Source organism: Thermobifida cellulosilytica TB100 (genome assembly GCF_001517975.1).
Lineage (GTDB): Bacteria > Actinomycetota > Actinomycetes > Streptosporangiales > Streptosporangiaceae > Thermobifida > Thermobifida cellulosilytica.
This window is the reverse complement of the sequence record NZ_KQ950182.1, coordinates 270717-297568: the sequence shown is the minus strand read 5'-3', so window position 1 is coordinate 297568 and position 26852 is coordinate 270717. Positions and strand designations below refer to the sequence as shown.

Below are 26852 nucleotides of genomic sequence, written 5' to 3'. Positions count from 1 at the left end.
CGCGCCTCGCGGCCGAGGCGGACGGGCGGGGGACCGCACGGGCCGCCCAAGGGGGCGGCCCTCGTCCCCTCCCCCGCCGCCTCGACGGCCGTGGGGAGCGGCCCTAGCGCAGCGGGTCGAACGCCGCGAGTTCGCGGGGGCGTCTGCCCGTGGTGATCTGCTCGGCGAGCAGGCGGCCGGTGATCGGACCCAGGGTCAGCCCCCACATGCCGTGGCCGCCCGCGACGTAGACGCCCGGGGCCTTGGTCGCGCCGACCAGCGGCAGCCCGTCGGGGGTGACCGGGCGCGGGCCGACCCACTCGTCGGTGCGCTCCTCCCAGGCGATGCCTTCCATCAGGGGCCGCGCCGAGGAGACGATCGCGCGGATGCGGCCCTGGTCCAGCGGGTCGTCGGGGCCGCGGAACTCCATGGTGCCCGCGACGCGCAGTCCGCCCTGGTAGGGGGTACAGGCCACGCGCACGGCGGGCAGGTAGAGCGGTCCGGGGACGGGCTGCTCGGTGGGCACGGTGAACGAGTAGCCGCGGCCCGCCTGCACCCGGGTGCGCACCCCCAGCCTGCGGGCGAGTCCGGTCATCCACGACCCGGCGGCCAGCACCACGGCGTCGCCGCGCACGCTCTCCCCCTCCGTGGAGCGCACCGCGATACCGCCGCCCTCGGGGCGGACGTCGGCGACGGTGAAGCCGCCGCGCACCGTCCCGCCGCGCTTCTCCACCGCCTCGCCCAGCGCGTTCGTGTAGGCCCCGGGGTCCACGTAGCGCTGGCCGTCGAGCCGGATCGCCAGCTCCACGCGCTCCGACACCTGCGGCATCCGTTCCCGCACCTCCTGCCCGGTCAGCTCGGCGAAGCCGATGTCCTGTCCGGAGTCGCGGATCAGCGCCAGCTCGCGGAGCAGGTCCGCGGCCTGGGCGCGCTTCTCGAAGGCCGCGGTGATGGGCGCCTCGACCGTGGGGACGGAGATCCCGTTCTCGGCGAGCTGGTCGTAGGCGTCCAGGCACTGGGCGTTGACCGGGAGGAAGCCGCGCATCGACCGCCGCCAGGCCCGCATGGTGCAGTGGGCGGCGAAGCGCAGCAGGAACGACCACAGCCCCACGTCGACGCGGACCGGCACGTACAGGGGGGCGTTGCGGTCCAGCAGGGACCGCAGCCCGTAGCGCAGGACCGACGGCTCCGGCAGCGGGATCGACAGCCCGGGCGAGATCCACCCGGCGTTGCCCCATGACGCGCCCGCCGCGACGTCGCGGCGGTCCACCACGGTCACCTCGACGCCCTGCTCCTGTAGGAACCAGGCCGTGGACAGGCCCACCATCCCGGCTCCGACCACCACCGCCGTGCGCGGCGCGCCGCCGCGTGCCTCGCTCATCGCCACCCCCAGAAACCGCCGTTACGGGACCCTCTGTCCCGAGAATGACCAGAAATCCCCTGGAGCGGTCTGTTCGCGGCGGACAAATTCGCCGGTCAGGACTGTTGTCCCGGGACAAGGGGACCATCGCCCGCTACCGCCAGCGCGATGGCCAGGGCGAGCCGCATGCGCGGCTGGTCCAGGTCGACGCGGGCGACCTCGGCCATGCGCCGCATCCGGTAGCGGACGGTGTTGGGGTGGACGCCCAGCAGGGCGGCGGCGGCCCGGTGGTCTCCCTGGGCCTCGAACCAGGCGCGCAGGGTCTCGACGTGGCGGGTGCCGTGTTCGCGGTCGTGGCGGGCGAGGAGCGCCACCGGGTGGTGTTCGGGCATCCGCCCGCCGGCCGCCACCCGGCGCAGCCGTGCCAGCAGGATCTCGTCCCACGCCTCGTCGTAGCTGACGCAGACGCGTCCGTGGGGCCGGACGGCGTGCAGGGCCAGGCTCTCGTCGGCCTCCTGGCGGCTCTGCGGCAGTTGGTCGAGTTCCGCCCGGCCGCCGATGCCCGCGTGCACCACCGCGTCGGGGGGCAGCGCCGCGGCCACTCCGGCCGCCCAGTCGCGGGCCCGGGCCACCCCGCTGTCGGGCAGGACCGTGTAGACGGTGGTGCCGAGCAGTGCGCTGCGCCCCGGCCGCGCCCAGCCGAACCCGGTGGTGACGTGTTCGAAGACGAGGAGTGCGGCGGCGTTCTGGTCGTCGCCGACGTGTCCCTGGAGGGCGACCACGCGGAACGGTCCGCCGGGCAGGCCGAGTTGGGCGGTCACCAGTGCGTCGCCGCGTCCTTCCAGCAGTTGGAGCACGCCCTCGGACTCGACCTGGCGTTCCAGGTCGGCGCTGGCGCGGGCGCGCAGCAGGTGCAGGGCGGCGGTGCGGGCGCCGCTGACCAGGGCGGCGGCGCGCGGCGGGGGCAGCGGGGCTTCGGCGTCCACCCAGATCGAGCCGAGCAGTTCCCGTCCGGCGCGCACGGCGACCACGACGCGCCCGTTGAGGCCGTGTTCGTGCAGCGGCGGTACGAACAGCGGCCGGTCGGAGGCGGCCAGGTGGGCGAAGACGCCGCGTTCGGCGAGTGCGGCGCGCACCGGTTCGGGGACGCGCCGTCCCAGGATGGTGCGGGTCCGGGCGCGGTCGGCGTGCTCTTGGAGGCTGGAGTAGGCCAGTACCCGGGAGAGCACGTCCTCGACGGTGACCGGTCCGCCGACGGCTCCGGCGATGGTGTCGGCGAGGGCGAACAGGTCGGTGGGGCCGCGGCCGGCCTCGGTCTCCCGGCCTTCCAGGACCAGTCCGTAGGCGACGGCGGCGAGTTGGCTCCACGAGACGGCCGGGTCGACGGCGGCGACCGCGATTCCGGCGCGGCGGGCGGCGGCGAGCGTGTCGGGGTCGAGCGGCGGCGTGGCGCGCACCAGGACGACGACGGCGTTGGCGGCGGCGGCCAGGGCGACCGCCTGGGCGGTGTCGGCGACGCCCACGGCGAGGAAGACGTCGCCGCCGACCGGTCGGGGGTCGGTGGGGTCGTGGGTGACCACGCTGCGCAGTTCCGTCTCGCGTGCTCCGGGCTCGCAGTACAGTCGCACGCCGAAGCGTCCGAGGACGTTCACCAACCGGTCGAGCCTGATCATGCTGCCACCCGCTCCCGCCGAACGCACCGAGCCTACGGGACGGCGCCGGTGTCCGGCGCCGGTGGTGTCGTCACCCGGGGAGTGTTCCCGCGCGGCGGGGCGGGGTCAGCGGTCGAGCCGGTAGCCGTGGAGCAGGAGCCGCGTGATCTGCTCGGCCGCCTCGTCGGCCGAGAGCCTGCCCTTGGGGTTGAACCAGCGGTAGGACCAGATGGAGGCGCCCAGCAGGGTGGAGGTGGCGACGGCGGGGTCGATGTCGAGCAGTTCCCCGCTGGCGACGCCTTCGGCGTAGAGGTCGCGCATGATGCGGGTGTATTCGCGTTCCCGTCTGCGCATCTGCTGTTCGCGTTCGGGGGAGAGCAGGCCGCGCTCGTTGTAGAAGACCGCGTTGGCGTCGGGGTTGCGCAGGATCGTCCGGGTGTTCTCGACGAGGAGGGCGTGGATGCGCTCTCCGGCGGTGCCGGGGCCCTGGGCGATGGCGCGGAAGCGGGCGAGCGCCTCGTCCGCGATCCCGCTCACGATCGCGAACAGCACGTCTTCCTTGCTCTTGAAGTAGTAGTAGATGGCCGGTTTGGTGAACCCGATGCGGTCGGCGATGTCGTCCAGCGACGTGACGTGGTAGCCCTTCTCGCGGAACAGGGCGGTGGCGACCTCGATGATCTGGGCGCGCCGGTCGTGGCCCGACTGCCCGCGGGGGCGGCCCTGCCGCTTGTCTGTCGTTGCCTTGGTCATCGTCTGGTCCGAATCCGGATTGTCGTGCCGCGCGGCAGTCGGCGCCGCCGGCTGTCCGCGGGGGCAGAGGGGGTCGGTCGGCACCGGTGGTGCCCCGTCCGGCCTGGGGTGGGTCGTCCCGTGAACGCGCCGTTGCCTCGCGGTCGCGGCCTCCGTGCAGCAGGGCGGTCGTCTCGACGGGGTCATCGTATCCCTCCGTAGCGACACCGTCGGAGTCCGATCCGTCACGCAGCGGCCACGGGGGCGTCCCCGCCCGCGCCGCCTGTCCACAGGCCGTGCGGAGTGCGCAGGCGCGGCGGGCGTCCCGGGCGGCGGACCCGCCTGGCCGGAACCGGCCATGCCGTGTCGAGGGCGTGCGCCCAGGTTCCGGCCCCGGAAGCGGAGCGTCGGGCGGCCCGGGAATGTGAATCAGTGAGATTTCGCCGCGGAAGACGCCAAGATCGTCATTTTCCGGCGCGCCGCAAGCTAGAGTTATCGTAGGCCCGGTAAGCGCCTCCCCGGTTCTCCCGGAACCCCGGAAAACACCGCTGCCGTGTGCCGTTTCTCCTCCGCCCGAGCATCCCGGACCCCGTCGTGGATCACCGCGTTCCCGACGGGCGGTCGGACCAGCAGGACCGGTCGTGTCCGGGCCGCGCGCCCGCCCTCCGCCGCGCCCGCTCCGGCGGTCCGGACGGACTCCTCCGTGGACCGGTGCCGTGGACCACCTCCACCCGTCCTGTTCGCGGTGTGTCCGTCTGCCCCCTCCCGACCGGCCGTGCCCGGCTCCGGCGGGAGTCCCCCGTGGAGGGCAGTCGCCCGTTCCCGCACGCCCTTCCTGCGGCGTCCCCCGTTGAAGGCATGTGACCGTGTACCACCTCATTCCTTCCGAGGACCTGAGGCGCGCCCGCGCGGAGTTCCCCCACTACGAGATCTGCGTGCTCCACGACGACGCCGGCATCCCCGAGGTGACGGCCGTGCTCAAACCCCCCTACCAGGGCATCGGCCTGTCCGTGCTGGTCTGCGCCGCCACCGTCGCCGAGTTGGTCCAGACGCTGCGGAACGCCCCCAAGGCGAAACTGCCCCGCCGCAACCCGAACCGCCGCTACTGGCCGCGGCCCTGGGAGCTGCGGCCCCGCCCGCACTGACCGGCCCCGGCACCCGGCCCCCGCAGGAGCGGGGGCCGCCGCTGTTTACGGGGCGCGCGGCCGGGCTAGCGGTGCCTCCGGTCGTTTCGATGAGGAGGAAAGCATGGCGGAGACCACCGCGATCCGGGCGCCGCGTTCACTGATCGCCCCGGGACGGTACGTCCAGGGGCGCGGGGTGCTGGCCGAGCTCGGCAGGTACGTCGCACCGATCGGCTCCATGCCGCTGATCCTGACCGACGCCGTGGTCAAGGAGCTCACCGAGGCGACGGTCACCGAGTCGTTCCGGCGCGCCGGGCTGCCGGTGCGGTTCGAGAAGTTCGGCGGGATCCCCACCGCGGCCGAGGCGCGGCGGGTCGCGGACGTCGCCGTGGAGCGCGGCTGCGACGTGATCGTCGGGCTGGGCGGAGGCACGGTCATCGACACCGCCAAGGCCGCCGGGGACAACGCGGGGATCCGCTGGGTGAGCGTACCCACCGTGGCCTCCACCGACGCGCCCACGTCGGCGCTGTCGGTCGTCTACACCGAGGAGGGCGCGTTCGAGTCGTACCGGTTCTACGCGCGCAACCCCGACCTGGTGCTCGTCGACACCCAGCTCGTCGCGAACGCGCCGGTGCGGTTCCTGGTCGCCGGTGTCGGGGACGCGCTCGCCACCTGGATCGAGGCGCGCGCGGTGCAGCGCGCCAGCGCGACGACGATGGCCGGCGGGCTGGCCACGCACGCGGGTATCGCGCTGGCCCGGCTGTCCTGGGACATCCTGTGGGAGAACGCGATGCCCGCGGTGGAGGCGGTGCGCCAGAACCTGGTCACCCCCGCCGTGGAGGCGGTGGTGGAGGCGAACACGCTGCTGTCGGGCCTGGGCTTCGAGTCGGGCGGGCTGGGCGCGGCGCACGCGGTCCACGACGGGCTGACCGCGGTCCCGCACACGCACCACCTGGTGCACGGCGAGAAGGTGAACATCGGGTCGATCACCCAGTTGATCCTGGAGGCGGCGCCCACCGCGGAGATCCGCCGGTTCGTCGAGTTCACCGCCCGGCTGGGGCTGCCCACCACGCTCACCGAGGCGGGGCTGGGCGACGCCGACGAGGAGGTGCTGCGCGCCGTGGTGGCGGCCGCGACCGCCCCGGAGGAGACCATCCACAACCTGCCCTTCCCGGTGTCGGCGGACGACGTGCTGGACGCGCTGAAGGCGGTGGAGGTGCTGGGCCGGTCGGTGCGGGCGGAGGCCGGGCTGCCGGAGCCGCAGGCCCCGGAGAGCCTTCGGACGAGGGTTCCGACCGCCCGCATGGCCTGAGGCGGGAGGTCCCGCCGGAGGGGCGCCCCGCGGCCACGGACGGGGCGCCCCTCCGGTCTCGGCTGCGGGTCAGGGCCGGAGGACGACCGGGAACTCCCGCAGGCTGTTGACGATCACCGACGGGTTGGGCACCAGTTCGGAGTCGTCCACCGCGAGCTTCATGTCCGGGAAGCGCTCGAACAGCATGGGCAGCGCGACCTGCGCCTCCAGGCGGGCCAGCGGGGCGCCCGGGCACACGTGCGGGCCGTAGCCGAAGGAGATGTGGCGGCCCGCCGACCGGGTGATGTCGAAGACCTCCGGGTTCTCGCCGTGGTGGGAGGGGTCGCGGCCGATCGCGCCGTAGGAGATCATCACCGAGTCGCCCTTGGCGATGGTGACGTCTCCGTAGGTGATGTCCTCGGTGGCGAAGCGGAAGATGAAGTTGGTGGTGGGCGGGTCCCAGCGCAGCGACTCCTCCACCGCCGCCTCCCAGGTGGCCTTGCCCGTGCGCAGCAGTTCCAACTGGTCGGAGTGGCGCAGCAGCGCGCGCACCGTGTTGGTGAGCAGGTTGACGGTGGTCTCGTGTCCGGCCGCCACGACGATCTGGAGGGTGCCGAGCACCTCCTCGTCGGTGAGGGAGTCGCCGTTCTCGTTGGCCTGGAGCAGCGCGGTGGTGAGGTCGTCGCCGGGGTTGGCCTTCTTCTTGGCCATCAGGTCCAGGTAGAAGTTGGCCAGCGCCTCCCGGGTGGCGACGAAGTCCTCGGGCGAGGTCACGGAGCTGAAGAACTTGTCGTAGAGGCCGCGCAACTGCCCGTGCGCCGCCTCCTCCACGCCGTACAGCTCACCGATGACGCTCATCGGCAGCCGGAAGGAGAACTCGCTCTTGAGGTCCTGCACCTCGTGGGCCTTCTTCTCCAGGCCGTCGAGCAGTTCCTCGGTGATCTCGCGGATGCGGGGGCGCAACTGCTCCACCCGGCGGGGGGTGAACGCCTGGGCGGTGAGGGCGCGCAGCCGCTTGTGCTCGGCGCCGTCGGTGCCCAGCAGGTTGGTGGGGGTGGGCGGGATGACGCTGAGCAGCGGCCAGGTCGGGGAGATCTCGCCGCGGTGGTAGGCCCCCCAGTGCGCCATGTTCTTGGACAGCCGGGGGTCGGTGAGCAGTTCGCGGGCGGCCTGGTAGTGGGTGACGGACCAGGTGAGCACGCCGCCGGGCAGCTCGACCCGGGCGATGGGCCCGGCCTCGTGGAGGCGTTCTCGTTCACCTTCCAGGTCGGAAACGTAGGGATCGAGGGCGATGGGGGTTCCGGTGGGCGAACTCATCACTGGCCTCCAAGTGGGGGAACGGGAGTGAAGACGACCGGAAGCGCGACGAGGCCACGCATCCAGGGGGAGGGGCGCCAACGCAGTTCGTCGGCCCCGACTGCGAGTTCCACGTCAGGCAGCCGGTCGAGCAGCACCTCGACACCGGCGGTGACGATGATCTCGGCGAGCTCCTGGGCCGGGTAGGGGCAGCGGTGCTCGCCGTGGGAGAAGGAGAGGTAGGCCTGGTTGCCCCAGCCCTGGGCGTCGGGGCCGGAGTTGATCCGCGGGTCGCTGTTGGCTCCGGCCAGGCCGAGCAGCAGCAGGTCTCCGGTGCGGATGAGCTGGCCGCCCAGCTCGACGTCGCGGGCGGCGTAGCGGCCCAGGTAGTTCTGGGTGGGGGTGTCCTCCCAGAGGACCTCGGTGAGGGCCTCGCGCACGCTGCGCCGCGCTCCCGTCAGCGAGGCGGCGAACCGGTCGTCGGTGAGCATGAGGCGCAGGGTGTTGCCGAGCCACTCGGTGGTGGGCTGGTGGCCTCCGCCCAGCACGACCACCAGGTCGGGGATGAGCTCCTCGTCGCGCAGGGCGGCGGGGTGGTTGATCATCCGGGAGACCACGTCGTTGCCGGGCCGCCGCCGTCGGGCCGCCACCAGTTCGCCCATGGTCTTGAGCAGGAACTGCTGGGCGCGCACCGCGTCGGGGCCGCCGTCGACCATGGTGGTCATGGCCTCGGCGAGCACGTCGGCGCGCTCCTGGTCGAGGCCGTAGAGGCGGCCCAGGACCACGGCGGGCAGCCGGGCGGCGTAGCTGGCGCGCAGGTCGGCCTTGGAGGCGGTGCAGAACCCGTCGATCAGGCGGTCGGCGGCCTGCGTCGCGTACTGGCGGACCTCGTGCTGGTCGGCTCCGGCGAGCGCGTCGCTGATGGCCCCGGCCCTGCGGCGGTGCTCCTCGCCCTCGGCGAAGAGGACGGTGGGGGTGCGCATGACCATCGGCCGCAGCGGCCAGTTCTCGGGGATCAGGTCCCAGGCGTTCCACCGCCGTGAGCTGCGGGCGAACACCTCCGGGTGGCTGAGCACGTGGTGCAGTTCCCGGTAGCCGATGACCAGCCAGGCGGGCACGTCGCCCTCCAGCAGCACCGGGGCCACCGGCCCGTACTGGGCGCGCATCTGCCGGTACAGCTCGGCGGGGCTGGTCTGGAACTGGGGGCCGTACAGCCGGAAGGCGCCGGGGCGGCTCTTCGTGTCGTGCGGCGCGTTCATCGCAGGACCTCCCGCGTGGTGGTTGCCATCACGTGCCGGACCAGGGTGACCAGCACCTGCTTGACCGACTCGCGGTCGCGGGCGTCGCACTCCACCAGGGGGACCGCGTCGTCCAGGTCGAGGGCCGCCCGGATCTGGTCGAGCGTGTGAGGGCTGCCGAAGTTGTTGTGGGCGACGACGAAGGGGGTGCCCTGCGCTTCCAGCCGGTCGATGGAGTACCAGGAGTCCTCCAGGCGGCGGGCGTCGACGAGCACGACCGCGCCCAGCGCTCCGGTGAACAGGCGGTCCCACAGGAACCAGAAGCGCTCCTGTCCGGGGGCGCCGAACAGGTAGAGCACGAACGTCTCGTCGACGGTGATGCGGCCGAAGTCGAAGGCCACGGTCGTCGTGTTCTTGTGGGGGACACCGCGGAGACTGTCGACCCCGGCTCCCGCCTGGGTCATCGTCTCCTCAGTACTGAGGGGGCGGATCTCGCTGACCGAGCGCACCAGGGTGGTCTTGCCGACGCCGAATCCGCCGACGACGACGATCTTCAACCCGTGTGCGGCTGTCGCGGGCAGCGCTGTCGGATCAGAGGTTGTGGAGTGCAACGAGGACCTTCTCCAGCACGGCCGGGGAGACGGAGGCCGTCGCGAGGTCGGCGACGGCGGGGTGTCGGGCGGTGATGTGTCCGGCGTCGAGCAGGTCGGTCAGCAGGATGCGGACCACGGTGACGGGCAGTTCGAGCCGGGCGGCGATCTCCACGACCGCCATGGGGCGCCGGCACATCTGAAGGATGCGGACGTGTTCGGACTGCATGCCGGAGACCGGTTCGGACTCGGTGACGATCAGCGTCACCGAGTCGAGGGCCTCGTCTCCTCCCCGGCTGCGTCCGGAGGTGATGACGTAGAGGCGGTCGGGTCCCTCCCGGTCGATGGCCCTTCTCATGCCTGACCCAGCGGCTCGGCGGTGCGGATCCCGACGCTGAGGTGCTCTCCGATCTGTTCGACGAGTTCGTTCATGTTGTGCCCGGTGAGTCCGGGGTCGGCGTCCTCGGCGGCGACGACCGCCAGGTGCGCGCCCGCGCCCGCCTCGACGATGAACAGCAGTCCGCCGTAGAACTCGGCCATGGCCTGGCGGACGCCGCCCGCGCCGTCGCCGAACTCGATGGACGCGCCGTGCGCGAGGCTCTGCATGCCCGCCGCGATGGCCGCCAGGTGGTCCGCCTGGTCGGTGCTCAGTCCGGCGGTGTGGCACAGCTTCAGGCCGTCGCGGGAGAGCACGAGCGCGTGTCGGGCGCCGGGGGTGCGCTCCAGCAGTTTCTCCAGGAGCCAACTGAGCTTGGCGAGATCCATCAGGATTCGTCCTCCTGCGTGCGGTTGGGGGTCGTCTTGCGTACCGCGGCGCGGAACGCCCCGAAGCCCTCCGCCGGGGTGACCGGAGCGCGGCGGGCGGGTGGTGTTGCCTGTTGTTGCCTGCGCTGGGCCGCGGCCAGGGTCTGGCCGCGGCGGCGCACCGGCAGGCCGCCGACGGTGTCCGCCGTGACGGTCTCCCGCGGCGGCGCGGCCGGTTCGGGCCGGGCTGCCGGGGCGGTCTGGGGGGTGGGGCGGCGCCGAGCGGCCTCCCGGCCGGGGGCGGCCGACGGAGGGCTCGGGGCCGGGGTTTCGGCTGGTTTGAGGATGCGCTGCGGTAGCAGCATGACCGCGGCGGTGCCGCCGCGGGAGGAGGGCCGGTACGAGACCGACAGGCCGTACTTGCGGGCGAGGCTGCCGACCACGGCCAGGCCGAGCCGGGTGCCGGAGAGGTCGGTGAGGTCGCCGCCGCTGGAGACGGCCTGGCGGGCGCGGCGCAGCGCCTCCTCGCCCATGACGAGGCCGCCGTCCTCGACGATGATCGCGGCCCCGGCCGGCACCTCTTCGACGTAGATGTGGACTTCGGAGATGGGCGGGGAGAACTTGGCCGCGTTGTCGAGGAGTTCGGCGAGCGCGTGGATGACGCCCTCGGCCGCGTACCCGGCGACGGCCAGGGTGGACGCCGAGTGGCTGCGCACCCGCTGGTAGTCGCCGATGCGCGCCATCGCGCCGCGCAGCACGCTCTCCATGGGGATGGGGCGGGTCCAGCGCCGTCCGCTGCGGGCCCCGGTGAGCACCGCGATGCTGTCGGCGACGCGGCCGGCCTGGGCCGTGCTGTGGTCCAGGCGCATGAGGTCGCCCAGGACGTTGTCGGGGGCGACGGCGCCGTTGCCGTACCGCTGCTGCATCTCGCGCAGGTCGGCGGCCATCGCGGTGGTGATGGCCTGGACCCGTCCGGCCGCGGTGGCGCAGGCGGCCATCGCGGCGACGCGCTGGCGCTCGCTGCGCGCGATCTCGGTGGCCGCGGTCTCCAGTACGGCGCGGTGGGCGGGGTCGACGGCCGGGTCGACCTCGTCGAGCGCGGTGGCCGCGGAGGCGCCCGAGCGCACCCGCTGCACCACGGCGGGAAGGAGCTCGCCGGTGAGCCGCTGTGCTCCGGCGGCGATCCGGTCGGCCTGGGCCGTCGCGCGGTCGGCCCGCGCGGTCTGCCGGTAGGTGACCGCGCCGAAGACGATCAACAGGACGAGGGAGACTCCGCCCGCCACCAGCAGGGGCAGCAGACTGGACGGGGGGACGCTCCACATGGCCCACGCCCATCCCGCGGCCACGAGGACCACGGAAGCCAACAGAAGGGGGACGCCCGTCGGCGTCGTGCCCGTTCGGGGACGGGCTGTTTTTCGAACAGTCATTATGGTCCGCGTTCAGGCACGTCACTGAATTGTGGGGGGACGGTCAGCAACGGTCGACGCCGTCATGCACCGGCAACCAAAAAATTTGGATTGATTGTCATGAAATCGGATTCGGCTAGGAGACTCCTCTCCCGCCTCCGATCCCACGGCATTTTCGGTCTCGGGACGCCTCACCGCCACTGCCGCAGCATAGCCCAGCACCCAGCTCCACCAAAGCACACAGAAGACTAATTATTAGTCGTTTAATACTGAATTAACGGTCGTCGCCTGAAAAAACGTCGCCAATCAGGAGAAACACGCATCAGATCACACATTGCGACCTTCGACCCGTTTTCCCGAGGTTATTCATCCCATCATCCCGCCACCGACCGCGCAGTGTGCCGCCCGGGCTTTTCCGCAGACCGCGGAGAGATCGGAGCCCCCCACTGCGGGCACGCATTTCGGCCCCCCGGGACGCAGACGCCCGGAGGGCCGAAAACCGGTGGCGGGCGGCAGCCCGGCCCGCCGCTGCTAGCGGCGCAGTTCGGGGAACTGGTCGTCGCGCCACTCACGCGGGGCCTCCCCGGTGCCCTCGGCGGCCTCCTCCTCGCGGCGGCGCAGCTCCACCCGGCGGATCTTGCCGGAGACGGTCTTGGGCAGCTCCGCGAACTCCAGGCGGCGCACCCGCTGGAACGGCGCGAGGTTCTCGCGGGCGTGGCGCAGGATCGACAGCGCGGTCTCCCGCGTCGGCTCGTGCCCGGGCGCCAGCGCCACGTACGCCTTGGGCACCGCCAGCCGCACCGGGTCGGGCGCGGGCACCACGGCCGCCTCCGCCACCGCCGGGTGCTCGATCAGCACGCTCTCCAGCTCGAACGGGCTGATCTTGTAGTCGGACGCCTTGAACACGTCGTCGGTGCGCCCGATGTAGGTGATGTAGCCGTCGGCGTCCCTGCGGGCCACGTCGCCGGTGTGGTACCAGCCGCCCGCCATCGCCTCGGCGTTGCGCTCGGGGTCGTCCTGGTAGCCGGTCATCAGCATCGGCGGGCGCGCGGACAGGTCGAGGCAGATCTCGCCCTCCTCGGCGGGCTGCCCGCTCCTGGGGTCGACCAGCACCACCGGGCAGCCGGGCAGGGGGCGGCCCATCGACCCCGGCTTGACCGGGGAGCCGGGGGTGTTGCCGACCACGGCGGTCATCTCGGTCTGCCCGAAGCCGTCGCGCAGCGTCAGCCCCCAGGCCCGGCGCACCTGCTCGATCACCTCGGGGTTGAGCGGCTCGCCCGCGGCGACGGCCTCCCGCAGGCGGCCCGGCCCGCCCGACAGGTCGGCGTTGATGAGCATCCGCCACACGGTCGGCGGCGCGCAGAAGGTGGTGACCCCCGCCCGGCGGATCTGCTCCAGCAGCGCGGCCGCGTCGAACCGGGAGTAGTTGTGGACGAAGACGGTGGCCTCGGCGATCCAGGGCGCGAAGAAGCAGCTCCACGCGTGCTTGGCCCAGCCCGGCGAGCTGATGTTGAGGTGGACGTCGCCCGGGCGCACCCCCAGCCAGTACATCGTCGTCAGGTGGCCGAGGGGGTAGGACGCCTGGGTGTGCTGCACCAGCTTGGGCCGGCTGGTGGTGCCGGAGGTGAAGTACAGCAGCAGCGGGTCGTCGGGGGCGGTGTCCGGGTGCTTGACCTGCGGGTCGACGATCGTGTGCGCCTCGCGGTAGTCGGCCCAGCCGGGCACGCCGCCGTCCACCGCGATCCTGCCGTAGTCGCCGGGCACGTCGGCGAACTTCGCCGCGTTCGCCGCGGAGGTGACGACGTGGCCGACGCCGCCGCGGCCGATCCGGTCCGCCAGGTCGGCCGGTCCCAGGGCGGTGGTGGTCGGCAGGATCACCGCGCCGAGCCGCATCACCGCCAGCATCGTCTCCCACAGCTCCACCTGGTTGCCGAGCATGAGCAGCACCCGGTCGCCGCGCGCCACGCCCCGGTCGGCCAGCCAGGCGGCGACCCGCTCGGAGCGGCGGACCATGTCGGCGAAGCTGTAGCGGGCCTCGCTGCCGTCCTCCTCGACGATCCACAGCGCCGTGGCGTCGTTGTCGCGCGCGTAGCTGTCGAACCAGTCGAACGCCCAGTTGAACCTGGGGCCCAGGTCGGGCCAGCGGAACTCCTCGACGGCCGCCCGGTGGTCGCCGGACAGGGCCAGCAGGGCGTCGCGGGCCTGGCGGTAGCTCTCGGTGGCGGAACCGGTGGTCACGTCTTCCCCCCTTGGTGTCCTGTTCCCGGTGGGCGGCCGCGCCGCGGGCGGTCCCGGCGCCCGGGGCGCGGCCTCCCCGCATCCCGTCCCATCCTGTGCCGGAGTGAGCTGCGTCACTACCCCCGAAATGAGGTAGCGTGACCGGCATCACTCGAGATCACCCACCGGGGGGTATGGCCTGTGACGACCGCGTCCGGCCCAGGCGTCTGCGACTCCGCTCCGCTGCTGGCCCGCGCCGTGCGGGAGCTGCGCCGCGCGACCGGCCTGCCGGTCGCCTTCGGCGGCCCGGTGGCCCGGGACGGCCGAGGCTTCGTCATCGACCAGCTCAGCGGCGCCCGCACCAGGTCGCTGCTGGGGCTGCGGGTGCGCACGGGCGCGGGGCTGGGCGGCCGGGCGCTGGCGCTGGCCCGCCCGTGGGCGGTCGACGACTACCTGACCGCCGAGGACATCACGCACGTCTACGACCACGCGGTCGCCCCCGAGCGGCTGCGCTCGATCGTGGCGGCGCCGGTGCGGGTCGGCGGGGCGACGCGGGCGGTGCTGTACGTGGCGGACCGCAGGTCGGAGGGGCTCGGGGACCGGGCGCTGGCGGCCGTGGCCCGCGTCGTGCGGCGGGCCGAGCAGGACTTCGCGGTGGAGGAGGAGGTGCAGCGCCGACTGGCCGCCCTGTCGACCGCGCGCCCCGCACCCCGGGGCCCGCCGCGGCAGGCGGTGCGGAACTGGACGAGCTGCTGTCGGAGCTGTCGGACATCGCCGCGACGGTCCGCGACGAGGAGGCGCGGCACCGCCTGGTCGAGGTGTGCCGCCGCGCGCGGTCGCTGGCCCGGTACCCGGCCCCGGCGGGGCGGCGCGCCCCCGCACGCAGGGGCGCGGTCCGGCTGGCGCCACGGGAGGTCGACGTGCTGGCCGAGGTGGCGGTGGGCCGCACCAACGACGAGGTCGCCGCGGCGCTGGGCCTGCTGCCCAACACGGTGAAGGCGTACCTGCGCAGCGCGATGCGCAAGCTGGACGCGACCAACCGGGTGCAGGCGGTCCACCTGGCCCGCGAGGCCGGGCTGCTCGACCGCTGACCCGGGCCGCGGCGTCGGCGGCGGGCCGGGGCGGCGCTCAGCGGGCGAGGACGGCCAGCTCCTCGCGGGCCTCCAGCAGCGACGGGCCGTACCAGGTGAGCAGCCGCCCGCTGACCAGCGCGGTCGGGGCGCGGTGGAACGCCTCCGGGCCGTCGTCGGCGGTGAAGGCGTAGGGCTCGTCGGGCAGCAGCACCAGGTTGACGTCGGGCCGGTCGACGTCGGCGAGCCGCACCGTCGGGTAGCGGTCGGGGTGGGCGGCGAAGACGTTGGCCAGGCCCAGGCGGCGGGCCAGGTCCCCGGCGAAGGTCGCGGAGCCCACCACCATCCACGGGTCGCGCCACACCGGGATCGCGACGCGCGTCCGCGCCTCGGGCACCGGCCCCGACCAGGCGCGGCGCGCCTCGGCCAGCCAGCGGGGCAGCGGCCAGCGCAGCGCCTCGGCGAACAGCCGCGTCAGGGAGTCCAGGGCCTGCGGCACCGTCTCGACGACGGTCACCCACACCGGGATGCCCGCCTCGCGCAGGCGGCGCACGTCGAGCTCCCGGTTCTCCTCCTTGTTGGCCACGACGAGGTCGGGGCGGAGCGCGGCGACGGCGGCGCGGTCGGGGTTCTTGGTGCCGCGCACCCGGGCCACGTCCAGGTCGGCCGGGCGCGTGCACCAGTCCGTGGCGCCGACCAGCGCCTCGCGCCGGGTGTGCGCGATCGCCTCGGTCAGCGAGGGCACCAGGGACACCACGCGCCGCGCCGGTCCTGTCACGGGCACGGGGTGCCCCATGTCGTCGTGGACGACCACGCCGCCACCGCCTCTCCTGCGTCGCCGTGCCCCGGGCGGGCCTTCTCCGGCCGCCGGGGCGTGCGGGACCGGCCCGCACGCCCCGCACCCTACTCACACGTTGCGCCGGTACTGACCGCCGACCTCGAAGAACGCCTCGGTGACCTGCTGGAGGGTGCAGACCCGTGCCGCGTCCATGAGCACCGCGAACACGTTCTCGCCCGCGATGGCGGCCTGCTTGAGCCGTTCGAGGGCCTGCTCGGCCTCCTCGCGGTGCGCCTCCCGGAACTCGCTGACCCGCCGCAGTTGCGACTCCTTCTCCTGCTCGGTGGCACGGGCCAGTTCGATCTTCTTGGCCGAGCCGTCGTCGCCGGAGGGGTTGCGGAAGGTGTTGACGCCGATGATGGGCAGCGAGCCGTCGTGCTTGCGCTGCTCGTAGAGCATGGACTCGTCCTGGATGCGGCCGCGCTGGTAGCCGGTCTCCATGGCGCCGAGCACGCCGCCGCGCTCGCTGATGCGGTCGAACTCGGCGAGCACGGCCTCCTCCACCAGGTCGGTGAGCTCGTCGATGATGAAGGAGCCCTGGAGGGGGTTCTCGTTCATCGCCAGGCCCCACTCGCGGTTGATGATCATCTGGATGGCCAGCGCGCGGCGCACCGACTCCTCGGTGGGGGTGGTGACGGCCTCGTCGTAGGCGTTGGTGTGCAGGCTGTTGGCGTTGTCGTAGATCGCGGTGAGCGCCTGCAACGTGGTGCGGATGTCGTTGAACTGCATCTCCTGGGCGTGCAGGGAGCGCCCCGAGGTCTGCACGTGGTACTTCAGCTTCTGGGCGCGCTCGCCCGCGCCGTACCTGTCGCGCATGGCGACCGCCCAGATGCGGCGGGCCACCCGGCCCAGCACCGAGTACTCGGGGTCCATGCCGTTGGAGAAGAAGAACGACAGGTTGGGGGCGAAGTCGTCGACGCTCATGCCGCGGGCGAGGTAGGCCTCGACGTAGGTGAAGCCGTTGGCGAGGGTGAACGCGAGCTGGGTGATGGGGTTGGCCCCGGCCTCGGCGATGTGGTAGCCGGAGATGGACACCGAGTAGAAGTTGCGGACGCCGTTGGCGATGAACCACTCCTGGATGTCGGCCATCATCCGCAGCGAGAACTCGGTGGAGAACAGGCAGGTGTTCTGGCCCTGGTCCTCCTTGAGGATGTCGGCCTGCACCGTGCCGCGCACCGACCGCAGGGCGCGGGCGCGCACCTCGGCGGCCTCCTGGGCGTCGGGTTCGCGGCCGTGCTCCGCGCGGAAGGCGTCGAGCTGCTGGTCGATGACGGTGTTGAGGAAGAAGGCCAGCACGGTGGGGGCCGGGCCGTTGATGGTCATCGACACCGAGGTGGTGGGCGCGGCCAGGTCGAACCCGGCGTACAGCTCCTTCATGTCGTCGAGGGTGGCCACGGAGACGCCGGAGGTGCCGATCTTGCCGTAGATGTCGGGGCGGCGGTCGGGGTCGCGGCCGTAGAGGGTGACGGAGTCGAACGCGGTGGACAGCCGGGTGGCGGGCTGGCCCTCCGACAGCAGCCGGAAGCGCCGGTTGGTGCGGAACGGGTCGCCCTCTCCGGCGAACATGCGGGCGGGGTCCTCGTTGTCGCGTTTGAACGGGAAGACGCCCGCGGTGAAGGGGAAGAAGCCGGGCAGGTTCTCCCGCCGCCAGAACGACACGAGTTCGCCGTGGTCGGTGTAGCGGGGCAGGGCGACCCGGGGGATGCGGGTGCCGGCCAGGGACTCGCGGGCCAGCCGGGTGCGGATCTGGCGGTCGCGCACGGTCACGACCTGCTCCTCGCCGGAGTAGGAGGACACCACCCGCGGCCAGTCCGCGATCTGCTCGGCGCTCTCCTGCGGCAGCTCCCGGCGGGCCTCGGCGAGCGCCTCCTGGACGGCGGTGGCGTCGCGGCCCGCGGCGGCGAGCTCCCGGGCGGTCTCCTCCAGGCGCTGCACCCGGCGGGCGGCGTCGGCGAGCCGTTGGGTCTCGGCGCGGTAGGCGCGTACGGTCTCGGCGATCTCGGAGAGGTAGTGGACCCGGTGGGCGGGGACCACCTGGGTGATGCCGCTGGAGTGGCGGACGTCGACGCGCGGCAGGACGCCCTGGGAGACGGGCAGGCCGCGCTCCGCGAGCAGGTCGCGCAGGTGCTGGTAGAGGGCGGTGACGCCGTCGTCGTTGAAGGTCGCCGCGGAGGTGCCGAACACCGGCATGTCCTCGGGGCGGGCGCCGAAGGCCTCGCGGTTGCGCACCAGTTGGCGGCCGACGTCGCGCAGCGCGTCCTGGGCGCCGCGCCGCTCGAACTTGTTGATCGCCACCACGTCGGCGAAGTCGAGCATGTCGATCTTCTCCAGCTGGGAGGCGGCGCCGAACTCGGGGGTCATCACGTACATGGCCAGGTCCACGTGGGGCACGATCGCGGCGTCGCCCTGGCCGATGCCCGGGGTCTCCACGATGACCAGGTCGAATCCGGCGGCCTTGACCACGCTGATCACGTCGTCGAGGTGGTCGGGCAGTTCGCGGCTGCCGCGGGTGGCCAGGGAGCGGAAGAAGACGCGGTCGCCGTCCAGGGAGTTCATGCGGATGCGGTCGCCCAGGAGCGCGCCGCCGCCGCGGCGGCGGGTGGGGTCGATGGCGAGGACCGCGATGCGCAGCTTGTCCTGCTGGTCGAGGCGGAAGCGGCGGACCAGTTCGTCGGTGAGGGAGGACTTGCCGGAGCCGCCGGTGCCGGTGATGCCGAGGACGGGGACGTCGGCGGCGGTCTCGCGCAGGCGGGCGAGCAGGTCGTCGGGGAGGCGGCCGAGTTCGGCTCCGGTGATGGCGCGGGCCAGGGCGGCCCGGTCGCCGGAGGCCACGGCCGCGGCGTCGACCTGGCGCTGCTCCCACAGGTCCACGTCGCACTCGCGGACGAGGGTGTTGATCATCCCGGGCAGGCCGAGGCGCTGGCCGTCCTCGGGGGAGAAGATGGTCACCCCGGACTCGCGCAGCCGGGCGATCTCCTCGGGGACGATGACGCCGCCCCCGCCGCCGTAGACCCTGACGTGGCCGGCGCCCCGTTCGCGCAGCAGTTGCACCAGGTACTCGAAGTACTCGACGTGGCCGCCCTGGTAGGAGCTGACCGCCACGCCCTGGACGTCCTCCTCCACGGCGGCGTCCACCACCTCGCGCACCGACCGGTTGTGTCCCAGGTGGACGACTTCCGCGCCCTGCGACTGGAGGATGCGGCGCATGATGTTGATCGCCGCGTCGTGCCCGTCGAACAGGCTGGAGGCGGTGACGAAACGCACGGGGTGCGTCGGTCGGTGCAGCGGCTCCGCCGTGGTCCTGCCGTTCATCTGGAACCTCCCCGGACGAGAAGCGATTTACTAGGACGACCTATCAAATAGTAGGACATCCTAGTTTTTGGGTTCCAGGCCTCCCGCCCCGCGCCCGGATGCGGGACCGCTACCCCGGAAACGGGCGGCGGCACCTCGCGCGGCCGGGCGATCCTCCCCCCTTCCGCGGACTGCCGGGCGGCGGGGCTGCTGCGCGCCGCGGCGCCCCCGGGTGGGCCCCCGGGACGCTCCGCCCCTGCCCCCAAAAAACCACCAACCAGTACATTCCTCGCGGCAATCCGGGTACCGGTGGGCTCATGACCGTCCTCGCACGCCTCCACGGCCGCCGTCGTCCCCGGTCCGGGTGAGCGCGGCATGCGGCTGCTGGGCGCCCTGCTCCACGCCGGACGGCGGTGGCTGACCGCCGAGCTCCCGGCTGTGCGGGACCGGCTGACCGAGAACTTCTGGCCGGTCGTGCACGCCGTGGTCGCGGGGACCGTGGCGTGGCTGCTCGCCAAGAACCTCACCACCTCCCACGACCCGTTCTTCGCGCCGATCGCGGCGGTCATCGCGCTCAACGCCTCGGCCAGCGAACGGGGCGCCAACGCGGTCCGCCTGCTGCTGGGAGTGGTCATCGGCATCCTGGTGGGCGAGCTGACGCTGTTCCTCATCGGCGCGGACTACCGAGGGCTGGCCGTCGCGATCGGCGTGGCCATGGCCCTGGCCATCGTGGTCAACTTCGCCCGGCTGGTGATCGGCCAGGCCGCGGTCAGCGCGATGCTCATCGTGACCTTCGCCGAGGAGGCCAGCCTCTACCGGCTCGCCGACGCGCTCATCGGCGCCGGGGTGGCGCTGGTCATCAGCCAACTGCTGTTCCCGGTGCGGGTGGTGGCGATCCTGCGCCGCGCCGAGGCCGACGCGCTGGCGGAGATGGCGCGGATGCTGGAGGACACCGGAAAGGCCCTGGCCCACGACGACGCGGTCTCCACCGAGGAGACGGTGGACCGGCTGGGCGGGCTGAGCCAGCCGATCGCGCACCTCACCCAGACGCGGGAGAGCAGCCGGCACACCGTGCGCAGCTCCACCATCCGCTGGGGCGACCTGGAGCCGATCACCCGCGAGGACGAGCACGTGGACCGGCTGGTCTACCTGGGCGAGAGCTGCCTGACCCTGGCCCGCACCACCGCGGCGATGAGCACCGAGGAGCGGCACCGGTTCGCCCCGCTGGTGTGCGAGATCGCGGACTCGCTCGACATGCTCGCCAGGGACCTCAACAACCCGGCCACCCGGCAGCGCGCGGTCGACCGTGCACTGGAGGCCGCCCGCCCGTTCGGCGGGCGCCCGGACAGCGACGACCCGCTGACCGTCTCCACCCACCTGGCGGTGCTGCTGGTCTCCACCGACATCATGCTGTTCGCCGGGATCGACCCGCAGGACGTCCGGGGCGTGCTGGAGAAGGACATCGACCGGCCGCGCGTCACCCGGGCGACCGGGGTGCCGTGGCTGCCGTGGGTGTCGTGGCGGCCCAAGCGCCCGGTCCAGGAGAGCGTGCGGCTGTGGCGGGCCCGCCTCGCCGAGTTCGTCTCCCGCGAGGAGGGCCGCAAGGAGGCGGAGTCGGAGAGCAGGCGGGAGCGGGAGCGGCGGAACGTCCGGTGAGGAAGGCAGCATGCGCGCTCTGACAGTGGTGCCCGGACGGCCCGGGTCGGTGCAGGTCGGCGAGGTCGCGGACCCGGTGGCGGGCCGCGGGGAGCTGCTCGTCGACGGCGTGGCGCTGGGGATCTGCGGCACCGACCGCGAGATCGTCCGCGGCCGCTACGGCGCGGCCCCGGCGGGCGAGGAGCGGCTGGTGCTGGGGCACGAGTCGCTGGGCCGGGTCCGCGCGGCCCCGGAAGGCAGCGGTTTCGCGCCCGGCGACCTGGTGGTGGGCGTCGTCCGCCGCCCGGACCCCGAGCCGTGCGGGGCGTGCGCGCACGGCGAGTTCGACGCCTGCCGCAACGGCCGCTTCACCGAACGCGGCATCAAAGGGCTGCACGGCTACGGCTCCGAGCAGTGGACGGTGGAGGCCGACTACGCGGTCCGCCTCGACCCCTCCCTGGAGGAGGTGGGGGTCCTGCTGGAGCCCGCCTCGGTCGTGGCCAAGGCGTGGGAGCAGATCGAGCGGATCGGCTCGCGCTCCTGGTTCGACCCGCGCCGCCTGCTCGTCGCCGGGGCCGGGCCGATCGGGCTGCTGGCCGCCCTGCTGGGCATGCAGCGCGGCCTGGAGGTGCACGTCCTCGACCGGGTGGAGCGGGGCGTCAAACCGGAGCTGGTGGCAGGGCTCGACGCGGCCTACCACACCGGCGGCCTCGCCGAGGCCGCCGCGCGCATCGCCCCGGACGTGGTCGTCGAGACCACCGGGGCGCCCCGGCTCGTCCTGGACGCGATCACCGCCAACGCGCCCTACGGGATCGTCTGCCTCGTCGGCCTGTCCGCCGACAGGACGCGCGTCCCCGTGGCCGCGGGGGCGCTCAACCGGGAGATCGTCCTGGAGAACGACGCCTTCTTCGGCTCGGTCAACGCCAACCCGCGCCACTATGCGCTGGCGGCACGGGCGCTGTCCTGGGCCGACCGCACCTGGCTGGCGCGGCTGGTCACCCGGCGCCTGCCGCTGGAACGGGCGGCCGAGGCGTTCGAGGAGCGCGTCGAGGACGTGAAGACGGTCATCGACCTGTGACCGGGGCGCGGCGGCGCCTCCGGGTGGCGGCGCGAGGAGGGGCGGACCCGTGAGCACCGAGGGAAGCACGAAGGCGATCGTCGCGGCGCTGGCCGCGAACCTGGGCATCGCGGCCACCAAGTTCGCGGCCTACCTGCTGACGGGCTCGTCGGCGATGCTGGCCGAGTCGATCCACTCGGTCGCCGACTCCGGCAACCAGGCGCTGCTGCTGGTCGGCGGCAGGCGGGCGCGGCGCACCGCCACCCCCGAGCACCCGTTCGGCTACGGGCAGGTCCGCTACGTCTACGCCTTCCTCGTCGCGATCGTGCTGTTCGTCCTGGGCGGGCTGTTCGCGCTGTACGAGGCGTGGCACAAGATCCGCGACCCGCATCCGATCACCGCCTGGCAGTGGGTGCCGGTGGCCGTGCTCGCGGTCGCGACCGTGCTGGAGGGGCTGTCGCTGCGGACCGCGGTGCGCGAGTCCGACGCGGTCCGCGGCGGGGCGGGCTGGCCGGAGTTCGTCCGCCGGTCCAAGTCCCCGGAGCTGCCGGTGGTGCTGCTGGAGGACACCGGGGCGCTGCTGGGCCTGGTGTTCGCGCTGGCGGGCGTGGGGCTGACGCTGCTCACCGGCAACGGCGTGTGGGACGGGCTGGGCACCGCCGCGATCGGGCTGCTGCTGGTGGCGATCGCGGTCGTGCTGGCGGCGGAGATGGTCAGCCTGCTCATCGGCGAGTCGGCCTCCCCCGCGCACCTGCGCCTGATCGAGGAGGCGCTGCTGGCCGGCGACGACATCACCGCGCTGATCCACCTGCGCACCCTCCACCTGGGCCCGGAGGAGCTGCTGGTGGCCGCCAAGATCGCGGTCGACGTCGACGAGGACGCCCGGGAGATCGCCCGCGCGATCGACGAGGCCGAGGCCCGCATCCGGGCGGCCGTGCCGATCGCCCGGCTGATCTACCTGGAGCCGGACCTGCTGCGCGGCGGGCGCTCCCCGGAGGGCTCGGGCGGGGCGGGGGCCGGGGCCTAGGCGGGCGCGGCCCCGTCCTGCCGCCGCGGTCCGGGGCCGGCGCCGGGGGCCTGGAAGGCGCGCAGGGCCGCGTGGAACTCCTCGGGGCGGTCCCGGGGCAGGCAGTTCCGGCCCGGGCCCCCGCAGAAAAGCCCGCGAGCAGGGAGAACCGGAAGGGAGAGGGTTTCGGCTCCCGCCTTCGGGTAACCCAGCAGACAGAGTCCGGAGAGCGGGGCCCCACGGGTGCCGCACCGGTCCCGGCCGCACAGCGGCCGGGAAGGCCTCCCGTCGCGCCCGGCTCGGCCCCCGTCCCGGCGGGCGTCCGTCCACCGGCGCCGCCGGGGGGAGGCGGCAGCGGGGCGGGAGAGCCGACTCCGGGGTCCTGCCCGGGCTCCCGGGGCCGCGCGGCGGGCGCGGGCGCACCGGCCCGCGCCGTCGGCAGGCAGGCCCCGGCGACCGGTCGTTCCCGGCCTTCGCCGCACCGGGAACGGCCGGCTTGTGTCCGCAAGGCCGGGGCCGCCCGGCCGCCGCCTCACAGCAGGGGCCGCCAGGGCGCCAGGACCGCCTCGCTGAACTTGGCCATGATCGGGCGCCGCCGCCACTCCTCCAGGGTCAGCAGCCGGGCGTTGGTCAGGTCGTTGGCGAACACCCGCTCCAGGCACCCGGCGACCCCGTCGTCGATGATCTCCAGGTTGATCTCGTAGTTGCCGGTGAGGCTGAGCCGGTCGACGTTGGCGGTGCCGATCGTGCTCCAGACACCGTCGATGGTGGCGGTCTTGGCGTGGACCATGGCGTCCCGGTACAGCCACAGGCGGACGCCGCCGCGCAGCAGCGCCGTGTAGCAGCCGCGCGACAGCCAGTCGGCGATGACGTGGTTGGACCGCTCGGGGACCAGCACGTCCACCCGCACTCCGCGGCGGGCCGCGGCGATCAGCGCCCCCAGGATCTCCCGGTCGGGGATGAAGTAGGCCTGGGTGACGAGGATGCGGTCCCTGGCCCGGTCGACGGCCTCCAGGTACATCGCGCGGATCGGGTAGATGAGCACCTCGGGCACGTTGCGGTGGGCGCGGATGCGCGAGTACCAGTGGTCGGCGCCGACGTCCGCCAACCGCGGCTGGTCCCGGCGGCGGTTGGCGTTCCAGAAGTCGGAGAAGGCGTTCTCCAGCTCCCACACCGCCGGGCCGACCAGGCGCAGGTGCGTGTCGCGCCACTCGGTGGCGTACTCCGCCCCCACGTTGTAGCCGCCGACGAACCCGACCCGGCCGTCCACGGTGAGGATCTTGCGGTGGTCGCGGCCGGACTTGCGCACGTTGAGCAGGAGCACCCCCGGGCGGAACGCCGGGTAGCGGATCACGTTGACCGCGGGCGGGAAGTCGAAGAAGCGCCGGGGCACCACCAGGTTGGCGAAACCGTCGTAGACGACGAAGACCTCGACCCCCCGTTCGGCCGCCTCGATCAGCGCCTGTTTGAACTCCGCGCCGACGCGGTCGCCCTTGAGGATGTAGGACTCGAACAGGATGCGGTGCCGCGCCGACCGGATCGCCGCGAGCATGTCCCGGTAGAGGTCCTCGCCGTAGGTGTAGACGGTGACCTCGCTGCCCTCCACCCGGGTCGTGGCGGGCGCGGTGCGCGGGAACACCGCGCGGTGCGGGCGGACGCGCCTGCGCCAGGTGTCCACGGCGACGAGCGTGGCGGCCACCGCGAGCTGGGCCGCGAGCACGCCGAGCAGGCCCCGCCTGATGACGGTCACGAGCGTCCTGCGTCGTACCACTGTCGCCCCCCGTTTCCGTGCTCCCCGTGCGGCGCGCGGCCGCCGGTGCTTCGGCCTCTTCCCCGACCGACACCGCACCACACAGGGCCAGGGGTCCGCCACGCACCGCGGTGGCACCGTTTTGCCCCCTGAGGCGTCTTACCTGGCATGTCGCCGGTTGGTACCGTTGCTCGACCCAACCGTACTGACTGTCCGGTTTGAGAGGGGAGACAGACAGCGTGGGACTGTTCGACATGATCCGCGGCGAGCTCATCGACATCATCGAATGGCTCGATGACAGCCGGGACACGATCGCCTGGCGGTTCCCCCGCCACGACAACGAGATCAAGATGGGCGCCAAGCTCATCGTCCGCGAGGGCCAGCTCGCCGTGTTCGTCAACGAGGGGCGCATCGCCGACGTGTTCGCCCCCGGCACCTACACCCTGGCCACCCAGAACCTGCCCGTGCTGAGCACCCTCAAGGGCTGGAAGTACGGATTCGACTCGCCGTTCAAGGCCGAGGTGTACTTCTTCAGCACCCGCCAGTTCACCGACCTGAAGTGGGGCACCCAGAACCCGATCATCGTCCGCGACCCCGAGTTCGGCGCGGTGCGGCTGCGCGCGTTCGGCGGCTACTCGCTGCGCGTCATCGACCCGCCGCTGCTGCTGCGCGAGCTGGTCGGCACCGACCCGCAGTTCCGCACCGAGGAGGTCGCCGAGCACCTGCGCCAGCGGATCGTCGGCCAGCTCGGCCCGGCGCTGGCCAACGCCGGGGTGCCGATGCTGGACCTCGCCGCCAACCAGCACGCCATCGGGGAGCGGCTGGCCCAGGCGCTCAGCGCCGAGCTCGCGCCGATCGGCGTGACCATCCCCCGCTTCGTCATCGAGAACATCTCGCTGCCGCCCGAGGTCGAGGCCGCGCTCGACAAGCGCTCCCAGATGGGCATCGTGGGCAACCTGGACCAGTACGCCAGGTTCCAGGCCGCCAACGCGATGGAGCAGGCCGCGCAGAACCCCGGCGGCGGCATGGGCGAGGGCATGGGGCTGGGCATGGGCATGGCCATGGGCCAGCAGATGGCCGCCGCGTTCGGCGCCGCCCAGCAGCCCCAGCAGCCGGTCCAGCAGCCGACGGCCCCGGCCGGCCCGCCCCCGCTGCCGCCGCAGCAGCAGTGGTACATCGCCGTCAACGGCCAGCAGCAGGGACCGTTCGACCTGGCCGGGTTGCAGGCGCAGGCCGGCAGCGGCGCGCTCACGCCCGCGACCCTGGTGTGGCGCACCGGGATGGCGCAGTGGACGCCCGCCCAGCAGGTGCCCGAGCTGGCGCCGCTCCTGTCGCAGACTCCTCCCCCGCTGCCCCCGCAGTAGCCCCCGCGCAGGCCTCCCGGCGCCCGGCCTCCCGGGCGGGCGCTGCCCGGGCCCGCCGCCCCTTCCCACCCCACTTTGACCCCGAGGCGCCTCATGACCCAACCACCCCCTGTGCCCGCGGCGTCCCCGCAGTTCTCCCGGCCCTGCGAGGGCTGCGGTGCCCGCGTCGAGTTCTCCCCCGGCACCCTCGACCTGGTCTGCCCCTACTGCGGGCACTCCCAGAAGATCGCCGCCCCCGCCCGCCAGGTGCGGGAGCACTCCTACGAGCAGCTCGTCTCCACCCCCCGCAAGCCCGCCGCCGAGATCGCCGAGCACCACTTCGTCTGCTCCGGGTGCGGCGCGCACACCCTGTCCGACGCGCTGTCGCACCAGTGCCAGTTCTGCGCCGCGCCGCTGGTCGCGGACCCCAGTGAGGACCCGCAGATCGTGCCCGAGGCCGTGGTGCCCTTCCAACTGGACCGCTCCGCAGCCCGGGAGGCACTGCGCAAGTGGACCCGGTCGCGCTGGTTCGCCCCCAACCGCCTGAAGAAGGTGACGGAGGCGGAGACGCTGAAGAGCACCTACCTGCCGCACTGGACCTTCGACGCGCGCACGGTCACCGACTACACCGGGCAGCGCGGCGAGCACTACTACGTGACGGTGACCGACAGCGACGGCGAGAGCCGCGAGGAGCGCCGGACCGCCTGGTACCCCGCCGCCGGGACCGTGGCCCGCGACTTCGACGACGTGCTGGTGGTGGCCACCGACCGGGTCCCGGTCGACCGGCTGGACGCGCTGGACCCGTGGCCGCTGGCCGAGGCCCGCCCCTTCACCCCGGACTTCCTGGCCGGCCACCACACGGTCCGCTACAGCGTGGAGCCGGAGCACGGCCGCACCGCGGCCGAGGACAAGATGCGCCGGGCCATCGAACAGGACTGCCGCCGCGACATCGGCGGCGACGAGCAGCGGGTGGACTCGATGCACACCCGCTACTCCGACGTCACCTGCAAACTGCTGCTGCTCCCGGTGTGGAGCGGCTCCTACCTGTACAACGGCAAGAGCTGGCAGGTGCTGGTCAACGGCTGCACCGGCGAGGTCCAGGGCGACCGCCCCTACAGCGCCGTCAAGATCGCGTTCGCGGTGCTCGTCCTGCTCGCCGTCGTCGCGGCGATCGTGCTCCTGGCCGTGGGCAACGGCTCCTGACCGCCCGCGGGCGCCGGACCGCTCCGGCGCCCG

General features: G+C 73.3%; 22 protein-coding genes. 9 read left to right on the top strand and 13 right to left on the bottom strand.

Annotation, left to right across the window (positions count from 1 at the left end; translation table 11 throughout):
- Positions 1-103 precede the first annotated feature (103 nt).
- From AC529_RS11450 to AC529_RS11440, 3 genes are all read right to left on the bottom strand, one after another.
- Positions 104-1360, bottom strand: coding sequence for an NAD(P)/FAD-dependent oxidoreductase (locus AC529_RS11450; protein WP_068756430.1), 1257 nt, complete (start codon positions 1358-1360; stop codon positions 104-106).
- Between the two features lie 95 nt (positions 1361-1455).
- Entirely contained in the window at positions 1456-3012 is a 1557-nt protein-coding gene (locus AC529_RS11445) for a PucR family transcriptional regulator (RefSeq protein ID WP_068756428.1), read from the bottom strand.
- A gap of 105 nt (positions 3013-3117) precedes the next feature.
- Positions 3118-3741: a TetR/AcrR family transcriptional regulator gene (locus tag AC529_RS11440; RefSeq protein WP_068756426.1), complete on the bottom strand. Its 624-nt coding sequence runs from the start codon at positions 3739-3741 to the stop codon at positions 3118-3120.
- An 839-nt stretch (positions 3742-4580) separates the two neighbouring features.
- Here AC529_RS11440 and AC529_RS11435 point away from each other — a divergent pair.
- Both AC529_RS11435 and AC529_RS11430 read left to right on the top strand, forming a co-directional pair.
- A complete protein-coding gene (locus tag AC529_RS11435; protein ID WP_068756423.1) occupies positions 4581-4865 on the top strand; it encodes a hypothetical protein in 285 nt (94 codons plus the stop codon).
- 103 nt (positions 4866-4968) lie between these two features.
- Complete coding sequence (locus AC529_RS11430; protein WP_068756421.1) at positions 4969-6156, top strand: glycerol dehydrogenase; 1188 nt, start codon at positions 4969-4971, stop codon at positions 6154-6156.
- A 69-nt stretch (positions 6157-6225) separates the two neighbouring features.
- Here AC529_RS11430 and AC529_RS11425 read toward each other — a convergent pair whose 3' ends face one another.
- The 7 genes from AC529_RS11425 to AC529_RS11395 all read right to left on the bottom strand — a co-directional run bounded on the left by AC529_RS11425 (position 6226) and on the right by AC529_RS11395 (position 13647).
- Positions 6226-7452: a cytochrome P450 family protein gene (locus AC529_RS11425; RefSeq protein ID WP_068756420.1), complete on the bottom strand. Its 1227-nt coding sequence runs from the start codon at positions 7450-7452 to the stop codon at positions 6226-6228.
- Positions 7452-8690, bottom strand: coding sequence for a cytochrome P450 (locus AC529_RS11420; protein WP_068756418.1), 1239 nt, complete (start codon positions 8688-8690; stop codon positions 7452-7454). Before AC529_RS11420 ends, AC529_RS11425 begins: the two co-directional genes overlap by 1 nt.
- Positions 8687-9280 (bottom strand): GTP-binding protein, encoded by a 594-nt coding sequence (locus AC529_RS11415; RefSeq protein ID WP_068756416.1) that lies wholly within the window; start codon positions 9278-9280, stop codon positions 8687-8689. The genes AC529_RS11420 and AC529_RS11415 overlap by 4 nt, the downstream gene beginning before the upstream one ends.
- Entirely contained in the window at positions 9261-9617 is a 357-nt protein-coding gene (locus tag AC529_RS11410) for a DUF742 domain-containing protein (protein WP_068756414.1), read from the bottom strand. Before AC529_RS11410 ends, AC529_RS11415 begins: the two co-directional genes overlap by 20 nt.
- Positions 9614-10024 (bottom strand): roadblock/LC7 domain-containing protein, encoded by a 411-nt coding sequence (locus tag AC529_RS11405; RefSeq protein WP_068756412.1) that lies wholly within the window; start codon positions 10022-10024, stop codon positions 9614-9616. Before AC529_RS11405 ends, AC529_RS11410 begins: the two co-directional genes overlap by 4 nt.
- Positions 10024-11430, bottom strand: a complete 1407-nt coding sequence (locus AC529_RS11400; protein WP_068756410.1) for a sensor histidine kinase — start codon at positions 11428-11430, stop codon at positions 10024-10026. The genes AC529_RS11405 and AC529_RS11400 overlap by 1 nt, the downstream gene beginning before the upstream one ends.
- 510 nt (positions 11431-11940) lie before the next feature.
- Complete coding sequence (locus tag AC529_RS11395) at positions 11941-13647, bottom strand: AMP-binding protein (protein ID WP_068756408.1); 1707 nt, start codon at positions 13645-13647, stop codon at positions 11941-11943.
- 180 nt (positions 13648-13827) lie between these two features.
- Here AC529_RS11395 and AC529_RS11390 point away from each other — a divergent pair, with 180 nt between their 5' ends.
- Positions 13828-14622, top strand: coding sequence for a GAF domain-containing protein (locus AC529_RS11390; protein WP_232306705.1), 795 nt, complete (start codon positions 13828-13830; stop codon positions 14620-14622).
- Positions 14565-14717 (top strand): response regulator transcription factor, encoded by a 153-nt coding sequence (locus AC529_RS20935; RefSeq protein ID WP_232306704.1) that lies wholly within the window; start codon positions 14565-14567, stop codon positions 14715-14717. The genes AC529_RS11390 and AC529_RS20935 overlap by 58 nt, the downstream gene beginning before the upstream one ends.
- A gap of 37 nt (positions 14718-14754) precedes the next feature.
- Here AC529_RS20935 and AC529_RS11385 read toward each other — a convergent pair whose 3' ends face one another.
- Together AC529_RS11385 and icmF are read right to left on the bottom strand one after the other, a co-directional pair.
- Positions 14755-15492: a helical backbone metal receptor gene (locus AC529_RS11385; protein ID WP_068756911.1), complete on the bottom strand. Its 738-nt coding sequence runs from the start codon at positions 15490-15492 to the stop codon at positions 14755-14757.
- Between the two features lie 111 nt (positions 15493-15603).
- Positions 15604-18846, bottom strand: a complete 3243-nt coding sequence (gene icmF, locus AC529_RS11380) for a fused isobutyryl-CoA mutase/GTPase IcmF (RefSeq protein ID WP_068756406.1) — start codon at positions 18844-18846, stop codon at positions 15604-15606.
- 354 nt (positions 18847-19200) lie between these two features.
- On the opposite strand from icmF, the gene AC529_RS11375 reads away from it, so the two are divergent.
- Genes AC529_RS11375 through AC529_RS11365 form a run of 3 tightly spaced genes read left to right on the top strand, consistent with a single transcriptional unit; the run spans position 19201 to position 22544 of the window.
- Positions 19201-20481: an FUSC family protein gene (locus AC529_RS11375; protein WP_068756404.1), complete on the top strand. Its 1281-nt coding sequence runs from the start codon at positions 19201-19203 to the stop codon at positions 20479-20481.
- Between the two features lie 10 nt (positions 20482-20491).
- Complete coding sequence (locus AC529_RS11370) at positions 20492-21538, top strand: glucose 1-dehydrogenase (RefSeq protein ID WP_068756403.1); 1047 nt, start codon at positions 20492-20494, stop codon at positions 21536-21538.
- A gap of 49 nt (positions 21539-21587) precedes the next feature.
- Positions 21588-22544: a cation diffusion facilitator family transporter gene (locus AC529_RS11365; RefSeq protein WP_068756400.1), complete on the top strand. Its 957-nt coding sequence runs from the start codon at positions 21588-21590 to the stop codon at positions 22542-22544.
- A gap of 511 nt (positions 22545-23055) precedes the next feature.
- Here the strand turns inward: AC529_RS11365 and AC529_RS11360 are convergent.
- Complete coding sequence (locus tag AC529_RS11360; RefSeq protein ID WP_068756398.1) at positions 23056-24294, bottom strand: phospholipase D-like domain-containing protein; 1239 nt, start codon at positions 24292-24294, stop codon at positions 23056-23058.
- Positions 24295-24512: 218 nt separating this feature from the next.
- Here AC529_RS11360 and AC529_RS11355 point away from each other — a divergent pair, with 218 nt between their 5' ends.
- Positions 24513-25637: an SPFH domain-containing protein gene (locus AC529_RS11355; protein ID WP_083948148.1), complete on the top strand. Its 1125-nt coding sequence runs from the start codon at positions 24513-24515 to the stop codon at positions 25635-25637.
- 93 nt (positions 25638-25730) lie between these two features.
- Positions 25731-26819 carry a TFIIB-type zinc ribbon-containing protein gene (locus AC529_RS11350; protein WP_068756396.1) on the top strand — a complete coding sequence of 363 codons (1089 nt, stop codon included), beginning with the start codon at positions 25731-25733 and terminating at the stop codon, positions 26817-26819.
- Positions 26820-26852: the final 33 nt, after the last annotated feature.

What these genes read in the sequence shown, in the direction of transcription:
- AC529_RS11425 (WP_068756420.1), bottom strand. Translation starts at nt 7,452, where the DNA reads ATGAGTTCGCCCACCGGAACCCCCATCGCCCTCGATCCCTACGTTTCC.
- AC529_RS11410 (WP_068756414.1), bottom strand. Translation starts at nt 9,617, where the DNA reads ATGAGAAGGGCCATCGACCGGGAGGGACCCGACCGCCTCTACGTCATC.
- AC529_RS11440 (WP_068756426.1), bottom strand. Translation starts at nt 3,741, where the DNA reads ATGACCAAGGCAACGACAGACAAGCGGCAGGGCCGCCCCCGCGGGCAG.
- AC529_RS11405 (WP_068756412.1), bottom strand. Translation starts at nt 10,024, where the DNA reads ATGGATCTCGCCAAGCTCAGTTGGCTCCTGGAGAAACTGCTGGAGCGC.
- AC529_RS11400 (WP_068756410.1), bottom strand. Translation starts at nt 11,430, where the DNA reads ATGACTGTTCGAAAAACAGCCCGTCCCCGAACGGGCACGACGCCGACG.
- AC529_RS11420 (WP_068756418.1), bottom strand. Translation starts at nt 8,690, where the DNA reads ATGAACGCGCCGCACGACACGAAGAGCCGCCCCGGCGCCTTCCGGCTG.
- AC529_RS11370 (WP_068756403.1), top strand. Translation starts at nt 20,492, where the DNA reads ATGCGCGCTCTGACAGTGGTGCCCGGACGGCCCGGGTCGGTGCAGGTC.
- AC529_RS11430 (WP_068756421.1), top strand. Translation starts at nt 4,969, where the DNA reads ATGGCGGAGACCACCGCGATCCGGGCGCCGCGTTCACTGATCGCCCCG.
- AC529_RS11450 (WP_068756430.1), bottom strand. Translation starts at nt 1,360, where the DNA reads ATGAGCGAGGCACGCGGCGGCGCGCCGCGCACGGCGGTGGTGGTCGGA.
- AC529_RS11350 (WP_068756396.1), top strand. Translation starts at nt 25,731, where the DNA reads ATGACCCAACCACCCCCTGTGCCCGCGGCGTCCCCGCAGTTCTCCCGG.
- icmF (WP_068756406.1), bottom strand. Translation starts at nt 18,846, where the DNA reads ATGAACGGCAGGACCACGGCGGAGCCGCTGCACCGACCGACGCACCCC.
- AC529_RS11445 (WP_068756428.1), bottom strand. Translation starts at nt 3,012, where the DNA reads ATGATCAGGCTCGACCGGTTGGTGAACGTCCTCGGACGCTTCGGCGTG.
- AC529_RS11385 (WP_068756911.1), bottom strand. Translation starts at nt 15,492, where the DNA reads ATGGGGCACCCCGTGCCCGTGACAGGACCGGCGCGGCGCGTGGTGTCC.
- AC529_RS11375 (WP_068756404.1), top strand. Translation starts at nt 19,201, where the DNA reads ATGCGGCTGCTGGGCGCCCTGCTCCACGCCGGACGGCGGTGGCTGACC.